A 12,998-nucleotide genomic window follows, 5' to 3' on the forward strand; every position below is an offset into this window, starting at 1 on the left:
TGTTTCAGTCTGGTAGTCAGGCTCGCTGTATCAACTGCTGGCACTGCGATAACTGTTCAAAGACCATTTGAAAATCCAACGCGAAACAAACAGCAGCACCAGGGTAATTGAAATAGAGACCAGTGTAATCCAAGATGGCTCTAGCGCTTTAGAAAGTAATTGACGCGCAGGGATTGTAACGACCAGCAGGATCGGGATTACATACGAAAAGGCGAACTGCAGGATCTCGCCAGTGGGAGAGCCACTGTAAATACTGCGTGGATAACGGGCAAACACGGTAATGTAAAACCAGAAGTCATACAGGCCCTGGTTCCGCCCGAACCAGATACTGCTGCTGGCCAGCGCAATCATCAGGCTGTAGAAAAAGGCCACACCAATCATCAGCAGCAGGCAGTACATCAGGATCTGTCCCGTGCCCAGCAGGCAGAGATGAAGCAGCCAGCCCCATTGCCCGGCCTGAATCTGATACTGCAGCACGGACAGCGCCGGTTCGAGTTGCGTCGTATGCGCCAGCGCGTAGAGCAAGAGGGCTCCCGCGAGCACAATCTGATTCAACATCGCCAGATTGACTTTTTCAAATGAAACCAGGAATTGTGTATCGATGGGCTTAAGCAGGACGAAGTCCAGATTTCCATTCCTGATCAATTCGCTGAAGTTGGCGCAGTTGGGCATGAAAAATGTTTCCACGATCGCATTGATCAACATCCCGGTCGCCATAAACGCGAAATACTCCTCGCGTGTCCAGTCATTAATGGAATTGACGTTGCGGTAAATGATATCGAACAGAATCAACTGCGCTGCGAACCAGAATCCACGGGTGACAATCGTGATTATCAGGTTACCACGAAAGGTCATTTCACGAATCAGTGAGTTACGCAGAAAAGTAATCCAGACACGCCCATATTGCGGGCGGGAGTTGCTGGCCATTGGTAGATAATCTTTCTATGAAATCTGAACTGCCCGGAGGACAATTTTTCTTCCCAGTCGTTATGACTATTTTATGCGATTTGATCGGAGATGTCTGCTCTGGCCACCTGATCAGAAACATGAATTTCCATTCGTTTGTTAACTTATTGGGGATAATGTGCTTGTGAAGAATGTACGGAAGACACATCTGACAGAAAAGAAATCGTCGACAGCTCGATTCTGTATAAAAAATCGACTGGTTTCTCCAGGCGAAAACGGCGCGCCTCCGGTTTACCGTGTACATTTAAGGGACGTGCTCTGATATCCGTGTTGCTATTGCTGAGGTGAGATCTATGACCCAGGTCATCTACTCGAATAAACTATCTTTCAAACATTCTGTACTTTCTGTATTGATGCTGCTGGTGGGGGCGACACTCGTTTCACCATCCGTCTATGCCCAAAAAGATCCGTTTGCCACAGATTCCAAGCCGGCTGAACTGACTCCCGAGGAGCAGGAGCAGGCTGCTCAGGAACTTCTGAAAGGTGTGGAGAAGCTGGTGCTCTCACAACAGAAACGGATTGCTGCCAAGGTGATTCGCCTGTATCCGAAATCGGAATCGGCCAAAATCGCCAGGCTACTATTGGAAGAATACGCTCGCTTTGCTGTGCTGACAGAAGATCAGGAACGGGCTCAAGCCGAATGGCTGAATCAGGTACGGGATCACTGGTTTGTTGAGAGAGACCCTGTTCATAATTCCTGCTTCTTCATGATTCTGGAAGGAACTCAGGTTCCAGCCACCAAAATTGTCAATACGACCAAAACACCGCTGTTGTACGAACTGAAGGGACCTTCCATGCCCTGGACAGGCCCTTATCGTCTGCGAGCGGGTGAATCGCATGAATTTCACTATACTGCACAGATTCGGTTCTTTACTGATGCGGGATTAGTCGTCAAGACACTGCACCATGGTCAGGTGCTGCAGATGAATGATAAAGACAGTCTACATATCAAGTAATTTATGATCGGAATCATTTTTTTCTGAAAATTCTTATCGGTCATGCCGGTTGTGATCTGGGGATTGCATACATTGGTTCGGCATGCAAGTTGTTACTCAGTAGTGACTTATCAGATATATATCGGAATCAGACAGGGAACTGTCTGATTCCGGATCCGGGCCGAATTCGTCTTTTCTGACCTTGCACATCTCGCTATACTCCGCCCCACTTCCACGGATCATCTCATCTGTAACCACCTCTCTCTCACTTTTCAGATCTCCTGATCCTCTCTCACTCATAATTACAAATACTGTCTCAGCAATCTTCTGCTGAGGTTCACCTAAGGAGCCTCACAGGTGAGGTTATTTTATTCATCATCCATACAGACTATGATGCTGGTGCTGCTGTCATTCTGCGCTGCTCAAGCTGAGTTGCAGGCACAGCAGCCAAACAGCACCAAGCCTTTTCTGGCTCCTTCGCCTCATGCCATTCAGCAGAGACGGCCCCCTGCGCATCCCACTCAGGCTCAGACTTTTCTGGAAAATCAATATGCGGCCCCGTCCGGTAACCCGGTTCAGCTGGGTGTCCCGTTACATGAATCCGCACCGGTCCGGTCCGCAGACTGGAATCGGGGAATTGCAGATCGCTTACCGCCAATTTATGCCCAGAACACTGTCAGTTCGGGGAGAAGTGTGACCCAGATTCGACAGGTTCAGGCGACGGATACTCTTTACGGTCCCGACCTGCTGGCGGAAGATCCAGAGTTTTCCACACTGGAGACCATTCGCGAGCCACAGAGCACTTATACTGACTCGATTGAACAACTCTGTCAGGAAAATTGCTGGGGCTGGACCGTCCTGCCAACGGATCTGCTTTATACTTCGTATCTCGCAGGCCCCAAAGAACCTCGAATGGCCATGGCCGTATTGCATGAAAAAGATATTGGCTGGCAGCTGGAACTGGAAGCAGGGGCTCGCGTCGGGATTCTGCGATATGGTTCATTAAACGATGATGTGTTGGAAGGCTGGCAGCTGGATGTGGAAGGCGCAGGCCCTCCCCGTCTGAATCTGGAAGAAGAATTTGATGTTGAAGCAACCGATTATCGCGTAGGGGTCCCTTTGACCTGGAGACGTGGTGCCTATCAGGCAAAGCTCGCCTATTATCATACCAGTTCGCATGCTGGCGATGAATATATGGTGCGCAACCCCAGTTTTCAGCGAATCAATTACGTACGTGACGCGTTTGTGTTGGGGGGCGGTTATTTCCCGGATCCCGATTTACGTCTGTATGCCGAACTTGGTTACGCCTTTAACGTCGATGGTGGGGCACAGCCCTGGGAACTGCAGTTTGGTGCTGAGTTCAGTCCAGTCGAGCACAATGGCTTTCAGGGAGCCCCCTTCTGGGCTGTGAACGCATATCTGCGCGAGGAAGTCAACTGGGGTGGTAACGTCAGTATGATGGTCGGCTGGCAGTGGCGTGGCGACCGTAACAATCACCTGTTCCGCGTTGGTTTGCAGTATATCGACGGAAAAACCATCCAGTATCAGTTCTATAATAACTCCGAACAGTTCTTTGGATTTGGTACCTGGTACGATTTCTAAGCAACTCGCTATCCTCAGATTCTCTGCTATAATACCCGGCTGACCGTTAAACCAGGTATTTTTAGAGTCAGGGAGCGAAACAGATCTGATGGCAGGGGGTAAAGTTTATTTAGTGGGTGCCGGTCCGGGCGACCCCGGGTTGATTACCCTCAAGGGGATAGAGTGCCTGCAAAAGGCAGACCTGATTCTGTATGACGGATTAGTGAATCCCCTCATCCTGCAGCATGTTTCCTCAGAAGTGGAAAGAACCTGTCGTGTCTCGGAAGGTTGTAAAAACCGCCGTGTGCTGCAGCAGGACGAAATCAACCAGCGCCTGATTTCCGCTGCCCTGGAAGGAAAGACCGTCGTGCGCCTCAAAGGGGGAGACCCTTTTATATTCGGACGCGGCAGTGAAGAAGCCGCCGCTTTGCGGAATGCAGGCATCGAGTTTGAGGTCGTACCCGGAATTACCGCAGCAACCGCTGCTGCGGGCTACGCCGGAATCTCGGTGACCCATCGGGCGCATGCATCCGCAGTTGCACTGATCACCGGTCATGAAGACCCTACCAAGCCAGATTCTTCACTGGACTATGACGTCCTGGCAAAATTCCCGGGAACTCTGGTGTTCTACATGGGGCTGCATAAGCTGGAGCGGATTGTCGAATCGCTGATGCAGGCTGGAAAAGCAGCAGAGACGCCTGCTGCGGTCATCAGTCGTGGGACAACACCCTTTCAGAAAACCGTTCAGAGTACACTCTCTCAACTACCCGAACAGGTCAGACAGGCAGGCCTGGTGGCTCCCTCACTGATCGTCATCGGCGATTGTGTTTCCCTGCGCGATCAGATTGCCTGGTTCGAAGAAAAACCCTTATTCGGTCTGCGGATTGGAATCACCCGCGCCGAGGAACAGTCAGAGCCTGAAATCAAGCGGGCTCTGGAACTGGGGGCGCAACCAGTGCTGTTACCGACTATCGAAATTGGTCCTCCCGCGGACTGGGAACCTGTGGACGCCGCCATTGCGAGACTGGATGAATATCAATGGCTGGTTTTTACCAGCGCGAACGGAGTGAACTATTTTCTGAACCGCTTGTGGGAAACAGGCTATGATGCGCGGAAACTGGCCCGGCTCAAGATCGCGACTATTGGTCCCTCGACTGCAGAAGCGTTGCAGCAGTTTCACTTGCGGGCGGATCTGATTCCCGATCAGTACCGGGCCGAAGCTTTGGCCGCCGCCCTGAAACCACTGGTCCAAGGTAAAAAGATTCTTTGGGCGGGAGCTAACCGGGGCCGTGAAGTCTTACAGACGGAATTAGCAGAAGTTTCCGCGACGGTCGATAAGATTGTGGTTTACGAAAATCACGATGTCGCCAGTTGGGGAAGCGAGAGCCTGGAACTGCTGGAATCGGGAGAGATTGACTGGATTGGACTCAGCAGCCCCTCAATAGCCCGCAATTTCAGTCGGCTATTGACCGAAGATGTTCGTCAGCACTTGGGGAGCAGAACCCGTCTGGTCAGTATCAGTCCCGTGACAACTCAGGCTGCGACAGACGCCGGTTTGCAGATCGATGCGGAAGCGGAAGAGTATCTCTGGGACGGGATCTTCGCAGCAATTCAAAAGCACGTTTCCTGTTGAAACAGCCCTTTTGATTTTCTCAATGGCTGACTCATAAGAGACTTAAATCGGACAAAAAGGTTGCTATTGACCTGAAATCCAAGATCAGCGATATTGCCGCCTCTGAGAACGAAGATTCCAGGCGATTTCCGGTAATTACTGCCAAATTCACGTGCTTGAAACCTTCGATTTGACTAAGACTTACAAAAATTGATCTCACTGTTGAGCCAGGGAAGGCGACGCTGATGCGATTATTAAAACGCGGCATAAGCTGTCTGACAATCACCGGATATATCGGAATTTTGCTGTTTGGCATTTTCTGTCACACATTCACATTTCGTACCGGCAGTCATCCCGGAATGTATTACATCGTCTGGGATATGTTCTGTGGCTGGTCCGCTTATTCCATCCGAACACACATCATCGGGGAAGGGATCAGCGGTAAATATTACGAATTGTCTCCGGGGCCTTGGGGCGATTACTACCCCTATGGAGGCCTGGGACGTCGACACTACGATACGACAGGTGATGCCTGGGTCCGCATGGCGATGAATACACTCGATAAAACGGATCACGAGCCGATGCTGCGGATCATGTGCATCGAGGAAGCCTGGTGCAAGAAATATAATCTGCCCGATGCCGTCTGGGATCAACGCTATGAGGAGCAGAAGGACTTTCAGAATTACTATCGTCTGAGAAAAGTCATCACTCCGGATGGGATGGTCGCACAAACCTATGTGCCCTGGCTGACACGTCAGCGCACGCTGCAGGTCAGTGATAATCCACGTCTCTTATCAGATATGAATCGTGGGCGTTCGTTCTTCGCGACGACCGTTGGTCAGCAGGTTATGGATGCCGGCTTCCAGCATGATCCGGATGTTCCCGTGCATCTCTCTTCGCCCGTCGGTAACTGAGAAGCCTGATTTCAGCGGTTCCCACCATTTCCCATACATTTGATTTCGATTCGCTACAATAAACAGGATTGCAAGCATGGATGCTCCAGAAGTGATTTCAACGCAAACCGGAAAACTTCGTGATCGCTTCCGTCAGTTCTTTTTCGCACAGGAAGTCCCCTATGGACTGGCAATTGTGCGAATGCTGATTCCCCTGGTTCTACTGGGAACCGTCTGCACCCGCTGGCCTTTTGCCCGGGAACTGTTTTCTGCAGATGGCGCTCCTGCACCACTGGCAGACCTGTTTCGTTATTATGATTACCTTCCCGTGCTGCCCGGCACGGTAGCCGTTGGACTGTTTACCGCCCTGGCATTCTTCCTGTTTTGCAGCTGTATTGGCTGGATGACGCGCTTCTCACTGGTTGCGTCTCTGATCCTCTATACCTACTTCTGCTGTATGGACTGCATTAGTATGGCGACCAAATATTCGGCCATCTCTACCCACGTCCTGTTTATTCTCTCCCTGTCTCACTGTGGTTCCGTCTGGTCGGTTGATAGCTGGCTGAAGGGGAAGAGAGCAGCACGCAACTGGCCCCAGTATGCGAAACTGGATCCCCCCCGCTTTGAAGTCTGGCCGCAGCGATTGATGCAGATTCTGATCGCTCTGGTTTACTTCGGTGCTGCGATTACAAAACTGCATACGCCTGGTTACCTGGAAGGGGATCAGATCATCTACTGGGCCATGTCCCGCTATAATAACCCACATCCACTGGGAGAATATCTCACGCTGTACCCGATTATTGTGTCGGTCATGTCCTACGTGGCGATTGTCTGGGAAATGGTCTTCATCTTTGTGGTCTGGCGCAAATGGGGACGTCCCATCGCACTGGCTCTGGGAGCGTCGTTCCATATCGGGACTCTTTTCTCACTGGGACTTTACATCTTCCCGATGATTTCCATCGCGATCTATTTCTGTTTCCTGAAAGAATCGGATGTGCAATGGGTGTCCGCCCGCCTGCGGCGACTCTATCGCCGGGGAGGTTGGTTTCAGCGTAACGTGGACCGTTGCAGAGCACTGATTGAACAGTTCCGCCCCCAGCCGGTTGCCAGCTGGAAATCACCCACTGCCTGGGTCACCGGAATCGCGGCAGTACTGGCTCTGGGAGTTTATGCTGAATACGAGCAGGATCTGTATGGAATCCGTCGCCCCGAAGGCCGGATGACGCTGCACGAAGTCGAGCCGGAACTTGTAGCGGAGATGCTCAGACCCGAGCAGACGATGCGCGAAAAAGACAAGTTTCTGTCTGTCGATGTCGGAACGCAGATGGTGGGTGGCTGGTTGATCAACCGCAAATCTGAATTTGAACTGGGAGAATCAATTCTCGTTCAATGCAGTCTGAACCCGCCTCACGAAGATCTCTGGGTGGATTGTCATCTCTGTGAAGAGAGTGGCCGCATCGTGTATCGCACCGGTCAGATTGCGACCCGGGAAAATCTGCGGGCCATCTTCCAGTTCTATCCCGAAGAGATCCTGGCACCCGGGAAATACTATATTTCCGTCAAATCGAAGGGTGTGGAAGTGATGCGACGATCAGTGACTCTGCTTCCCAAACTCTCGGCCATGGCGAACTGAAGAGGGAGCCGGCTACCGGAGTCGTGAGCTTACTGCTCCGGTGTCGACTTGAGCAGTTTTTCGATGACGGTATTTAATACCGCTTCGACATGTGGCGCGACCTGGCTGGCGCGGGGACTTGATTCATAGCCTCCCTGGCTGTATGCGATTTCGGTGCAGATGTAGCCCGGACCATAGTCACCATAGGCTGCCAGGCAGACCGTCCGGCCGGGAGCCAGTTCCTGTGCTTTCAGCTGATATTCGATGAACAGTTCTCCCGGCAGATGCAGGATCGAAGCTGATTTGAGGTGCAGGCAGGTGATGGGAATCTGATGTCCCTGGCTGGCCCGCTGGTACCAGACCAGGTTGAATGCAGCCGAAGCTCGTTCGCGCGGAGTTTTACTAGTGTCCTCGACGATGGACTTGAGCTGTTCAGGATCCAGGTGTGCCGCGACGGGTAGCGCTGTCATTTCGGTTTTCCAGTGCAGGTCCTCGGAATTCACAGCCACTTTCTGTTGACTCTCAAATGCCTGCTGCATGGCTTTCTCAATTCGCTGTGCGAGAACCGGACGCATTTCAGGCTCGCCATTATTGTACTTGCCGGCGGCAATATTGCCTGCAGCGCCGTTGAAGTAAACGTTGAGCGTTCCCGGCAGTGCTTGGTTGCGGGACTCCCGGGCCATGCCGACAAATTCATAATTGACATCTCCCTGACCGTAATAGCTTTGGGGATGCGTCGCATAGTAGTTCAGAACAGCGATGGGTTTCTCACCGTTCCAGAAACAGATTGAACGCAGGTAAGGATCGATCACTCCTTCAGGTGCATTTATCGCTTCAGAGGCTTTTGACTTACTCCAGCGCATCAGTCGCACTTTGCCATCATCGCCCAGCAGTCTGCGATTCGATGCCACCTTGTTGACTTTTGCTTTGCCAATACCCAGATGTGTTACTCTTTGAGGTTGTTTCAATCCCTTACGGATGGCACTCGCCACTTTCTGGATGCACTGCAGGCCGTAGGCATTATCGTATTTCAAGCCTCCCAGTCCCTCGTTCTCCAGAATGCGCCCAGTGGCAAAATCGATACGGGGGGCGTCATGTTGATGCAGGGAATGAACGGCGACACGCTCCGGTGTGGTTCCGGCAGCCTCAGCCAGCTTTTTCCGCCAGGTATCGTAGCCTTCGTTTCCAATGCCAATCGCATCCACGGCACACAGGATGACCGGCGCTTCATCAGAGAGCAGGACCACTCCGCGTGCATAAAGGGGCGTCACGATTTTCCGCGCGGGAGCATATGCCACGGGCTGTCCCAACTCTGGAGTGACATCCTGATTGAAAGGAACGATTTGCAGATCGCCGGCGATCAGAGACCGCACGCTAAGAGAAACGATCAGGATGAGTAAAGAGGTCGAGGAGATTCGGTGCCGACACTGCATGTGGCTGTTTCCTGAAGCGAGTTATTCAGAACGCGTTGGTTCAGACGTTTCGATGAAAGCAGCTATTGAACTTATACAGTACTCTCAGTGGAAGCAAGCAGGTGGGGAAGCTGGTTGGGACTCCCGAATCTATACGTCCTGATAACAGACAGGAAAAAGTTGAAAGCAGGCTCTCTTCCCTTAATCGAGCATTTTGTGAAATTTTTTAATTTTTTCGCAATTTCGCATCTCTCACAGACGTCCAATCTTCCAGTGAATGAGCCAAAAAAACTATACTTAATTCTATAAACTCTGAATTTGACGCTTTTTACGCGATTACCCTGTTTACTGTCCATTCTCTACAGATGCCAGGGTACTGAGTAATGTACAAAAGGTGGGTTACATGCGCTGTCTGAGATGCACTCTTCGTTTCGTTCTTCTGATCTGTCTGGCATGCACATTACTGGGAGGAGTGTCCCGCTCGGCACTCGCTCAAGCCAAAGTCGAAGCAGAAAAACCTGCCGCTGGCGAGGCTGATTCATCAGGGAAAGAACAGGATGACTGGGATCGCCTGATCTATATCCCTTTTAAGAATATCAAGGACGTATTCCAGAAATCGGATGCGACGGTTTTCATGCCGTATGTCGAGTATCTGAAACTCTGGTCGCAGTCAGCGGGACTGGGGACGGACGGGAAGATTCAGTTTCCTGTCAAAGCCGTGGTGACGAGTTCGTCTTACACGGCCACGATCGAAGAGAATGTCGCCCGGATCCAATGTAATCTGACCGTTCAGGTGATGGTCGATCCCTGGGTCGAGCTGCCCCTGCAGTTTGGTGATGCCGCCATTGGTAAAGTCACTTCGGAAAAATCAAAGGTCTTTCTGCGCGGCACCGGGCCGGGGCAGTACGCGCTGCTCCTGTCCGAAAAAGGCGAACACCAGGTTCAGATTGAACTCTTAACGCGGGTGAAAAATTCGCCGGAAGGACATCAGTTTCAGTTTGCCTGTCCGACAGTAGGCATCACCACCCTGGATCTCACGATTCCCGAACCGGATCAGACCGTCAAAATCAATCCGCAACTGGTCCGCCTGCCCGCGAAGTCAGCTGAGAAATCGACCGTTGTGAAATCGACTGTCGGAGCCACCAATCAGATCAGTGTGCTCTGGTATCCCCGGGAAAGCAGCAAGCCGGAAATGGACCTGCTGGCCAGCGTCGAGAACTCTACCCTGGTTTTTATTCGTGATGGACTGGTACATACTCAGGCCACTTTAAAATACGATGTCCTGCGGGGAGACATGAAATCGGCCCGCATCGCGGTGCCCCTCAACGACCGAATTCTGGATCTGTCATCAGCCAATACAAAAATCAAGAGCTGGAAAGTTGAAAAGGGCGATGGGCGTCAGGTGATTCAGGTCGAATTTCTGAATCAGTTACAGGACGACGCGCAGATCGAAGTGCATACTGAAAAAGAAATTCCCGAAGAGCCGTTTGAGATCCTGGGACTTTCCGATTCCGCGACGCACGGAATTCATGCCTTGGACGTCATCCGGGAAAGCGGCCAGATCGCCATCGATGCGGGTGAGACCATGACCTTCACCGTCACGAAGTTTGAGGGAGTGACCCGCAGCGAAGCCAACGGTATCCCAGAAAACATCCGCCGGCCCGGAGCTGTCTACTATCGCTTTTTCAATCCCTCGGCAACGTTGCAGATCCGTGTGCAGCCCCTGGAACCTCGAATCTTCGTTGCGCAACAGACGGACTGCTATTTCGGTGAAGACGAAATCAAAGTCACAGCGCAGCTCAATTACGATATCCAGCGGGCTGGAATCTTTTCCTTCCAGTTGAAAGTGCCCGAAGATCTGGAGATCGATTCCGTGAATGTTTCCGGGCTCAAAGAATATATCTTCGACAAAGAGTCCCGTCTGCTGACGGTGTCCCTGCAACAGAAATTTCAGGGAAAACTGAAACTGCAGGTTCGTGCTCATCGGGATCTGGCTCAGGACGACCTCTCCGAAACGGTCAATATTCCGATTCTGGAAGCGACTGAAGTTGAACGTGAGACAGGCCAGATTGCCCTGTACGCACCGGAATCGATGGAGCTGATTATCAGTAATCCGGATGTGGTTGGTGCCCAGCCGGCCAATAGTCCCCAGCAGCGACAGTCAGCCCGGCTGGCACTGGCGTCGGTATGGGAATACAACCGGCGTCCTGTGGTGATTCCGGTTGAGATTCAGATCAAACCGACGCGACTGGTCGCTGATGTCGCCACCTCCATCAGTGTCAAAGAACAGATTGCAGAGGTAACCAGCCGCATCAATTACCAGGTGCAGTTTGCTGGCGTCGATACGTTTCGGTTCGCAGTTCCGGAGGCGATCGCGGACCTGGTTCAAATCAGATCGCTTTCGCCCGCACCAGCCCCTTCTATCAAACAGAAAAGTCGGGCCGAGCAAGCCGTTGATGGCTGGGTGACCTGGACGATTATCACACAGCGGAATGTGCAGGGCCCCTACACTCTGGAAGTCCGTTATGATATCACACCTGGCCTGCAGGCAGTCGCAAAAGCTCCTGAAGTAAAGAAACCGGCGGCTGCAGGGGAAAAAGAAGCGAAAGAAAACGAAGACGCTGAGCAGGAGAAAACTAAAGAATCAGAGAAAGCGGCCGAGGATCCCTCTGGCGATATCGCCCTGAAGCAGATTGCCTTACAGCCGTTAAAAGTGTTGGGGCTGGAGAAAACTGATGACCAGCCACGCTCGCGAAACGTGCCACTCGCACGCGTGTATGGTGAAATCGCTGTCAGCAAGTCCAAGACCCTTTCGGTAACTACCGCTGAGTTGTCAGATCAACTGGAGCCGATCGACCTGAGAGAGCTGACTTTACTGCCGCGGGATGGTTTTCTCGCTTATCGTTATTTCAGCCAGCCAGTCATGCTCGACCTCGCTTCCACGCGTCATAAGATCCAGGAAGTCGTAGAGACAATCGTACTGAAGTCGCTGGTGGAAATTGTGGTCAGTAAAGAGGGACGTTCTACGTATCGTTGTCGCTATCTGATGAAGTCCAGCGAACGACAACAGTTGAAAGTTGCCTTGCCTGAGGGCATTGAGCCTTTAAGTATCACCGTTGCCGGTCAGCCGGTTCCGCTGGAGAAAGCAGATGACAGCGAGAGCGAAGAAGGCTGGACCAGCTACTTCGTAAATGTCTCTCGCGATCAGGCATCGGACGAGTCGTTCCTCGTCAGCCTGATGTTTACCAAGTCTGTGCCACGTATTACTGATTCGCCCGGCGGTAAGCTGGGATTGCCGTTACCTCGACTGGGAGGTGTGCAGGCTGCGAATGTAGTAGTACAACAGTTGAAAACTGTGATCTGGGTGCCGGATGATTACGCTTTGGTTCGTTCCTCTGATGATTTTAAATCGGAGTTCGAACCTCATCTGTCCGGCGTGATTCCTAAACGGGGTGGGATTGATGCAGACGCATCCTTTTTCGATTCCTGGATCGGCGTTTCAGCCGGATCACTGATCGATTTTCCGACAGAGGGCCGTGCTTACAGCTTCACCCGCCTGGGGGGCAGTCCTGAGATTGAAGTCTCCTGGTGGAAACTTTCCCTCTATAGCTGGGTTCTGGGAATCGCTCTGGTAGTGATTGCTGTCGTGATGCGCAAGACCCCCTGGGAAAACAAAGTGACGGTGCTGATCGTTCTCGGGTTTCTGTTAGCCATGTTCAGTCTGACCAATGCAGACAAAATTCTGCATGGCCTCTACGCGGCCCGATACGGAATTCTGGCTCTGTTTACGATCTGGATTCTGTATTCGATCGCAGCACTTCGCTCCGTGGGTATCGTTGATCATAAAGCTGACGATTCACAGCTGGACCTTGCCGGTAAATCAGCGGCAGTGATTCCGCCTCCCGGTGTATTCGATGATTTCCAGGATGACCAGACTGACGAGAAATAGCAGATAAGTCTGAAACTACCAAAACGGATTCACCGAGA

At 51.9% G+C, this 12,998-nt stretch carries 8 protein-coding genes; 6 read left to right on the forward strand and 2 right to left on the reverse strand.

Annotation, left to right across the window (positions count from 1 at the left end):
- Window positions 1-30: 30 nt before the first annotated feature.
- Window positions 31-927 carry an ABC transporter permease gene (locus F1728_RS17195; RefSeq protein WP_145442997.1) on the reverse strand — a complete coding sequence of 299 codons (897 nt, stop codon included), beginning with the start codon at window positions 925-927 and terminating at the stop codon, window positions 31-33.
- A gap of 332 nt (window positions 928-1,259) precedes the next feature.
- Here F1728_RS17195 and F1728_RS17200 point away from each other — a divergent pair, with 332 nt between their 5' ends.
- From F1728_RS17200 to F1728_RS17220, 5 genes are all read left to right on the forward strand, one after another.
- Window positions 1,260-1,922: a hypothetical protein gene (locus F1728_RS17200; protein ID WP_155365123.1), complete on the forward strand. Its 663-nt coding sequence runs from the start codon at window positions 1,260-1,262 to the stop codon at window positions 1,920-1,922.
- Window positions 1,923-2,258: 336 nt separating this feature from the next.
- Window positions 2,259-3,503 (forward strand): DUF1207 domain-containing protein, encoded by a 1,245-nt coding sequence (locus F1728_RS17205; RefSeq protein WP_155365124.1) that lies wholly within the window; start codon window positions 2,259-2,261, stop codon window positions 3,501-3,503.
- An 88-nt stretch (window positions 3,504-3,591) separates the two neighbouring features.
- Window positions 3,592-5,115 (forward strand): uroporphyrinogen-III C-methyltransferase, encoded by a 1,524-nt coding sequence (gene cobA, locus F1728_RS17210; RefSeq protein ID WP_155365125.1) that lies wholly within the window; start codon window positions 3,592-3,594, stop codon window positions 5,113-5,115.
- A 224-nt stretch (window positions 5,116-5,339) separates the two neighbouring features.
- On the forward strand, window positions 5,340-6,008 hold the full coding sequence (locus tag F1728_RS17215; RefSeq protein ID WP_145044757.1) for a hypothetical protein: 669 nt from the start codon (window positions 5,340-5,342) through the stop codon (window positions 6,006-6,008).
- A 76-nt stretch (window positions 6,009-6,084) separates the two neighbouring features.
- Window positions 6,085-7,620, forward strand: a complete 1,536-nt coding sequence (locus tag F1728_RS17220; RefSeq protein WP_155365126.1) for an HTTM domain-containing protein — start codon at window positions 6,085-6,087, stop codon at window positions 7,618-7,620.
- Window positions 7,621-7,649: 29 nt separating this feature from the next.
- On the opposite strand, the gene F1728_RS17225 is transcribed toward F1728_RS17220, so the two are convergent.
- Entirely contained in the window at window positions 7,650-9,032 is a 1,383-nt protein-coding gene (locus F1728_RS17225) for a hypothetical protein (protein WP_155365127.1), read from the reverse strand.
- A gap of 382 nt (window positions 9,033-9,414) precedes the next feature.
- Between F1728_RS17225 and F1728_RS17230 the strand changes: the two genes are divergently transcribed.
- Entirely contained in the window at window positions 9,415-12,960 is a 3,546-nt protein-coding gene (locus F1728_RS17230; RefSeq protein WP_155365128.1) for a hypothetical protein, read from the forward strand.
- Window positions 12,961-12,998 lie beyond the last annotated feature (38 nt).

This window comes from Gimesia benthica (genome assembly GCF_009720525.1).
Taxonomy (GTDB): Bacteria; Planctomycetota; Planctomycetia; order Planctomycetales; family Planctomycetaceae; genus Gimesia; species Gimesia benthica.

Coding starts and splice junctions, on each gene's coding strand:
- cobA (WP_155365125.1), top strand. CDS start 3,592: ATGGCAGGGGGTAAAGTTTATTTAGTGGGTGCCGGTCCGGGCGACCCC.
- F1728_RS17225 (WP_155365127.1), bottom strand. CDS start 9,032: ATGCAGTGTCGGCACCGAATCTCCTCGACCTCTTTACTCATCCTGATC.
- F1728_RS17220 (WP_155365126.1), top strand. CDS start 6,085: ATGGATGCTCCAGAAGTGATTTCAACGCAAACCGGAAAACTTCGTGAT.
- F1728_RS17195 (WP_145442997.1), bottom strand. CDS start 927: ATGGCCAGCAACTCCCGCCCGCAATATGGGCGTGTCTGGATTACTTTT.
- F1728_RS17230 (WP_155365128.1), top strand. CDS start 9,415: ATGCGCTGTCTGAGATGCACTCTTCGTTTCGTTCTTCTGATCTGTCTG.
- F1728_RS17215 (WP_145044757.1), top strand. CDS start 5,340: ATGCGATTATTAAAACGCGGCATAAGCTGTCTGACAATCACCGGATAT.
- F1728_RS17200 (WP_155365123.1), top strand. CDS start 1,260: ATGACCCAGGTCATCTACTCGAATAAACTATCTTTCAAACATTCTGTA.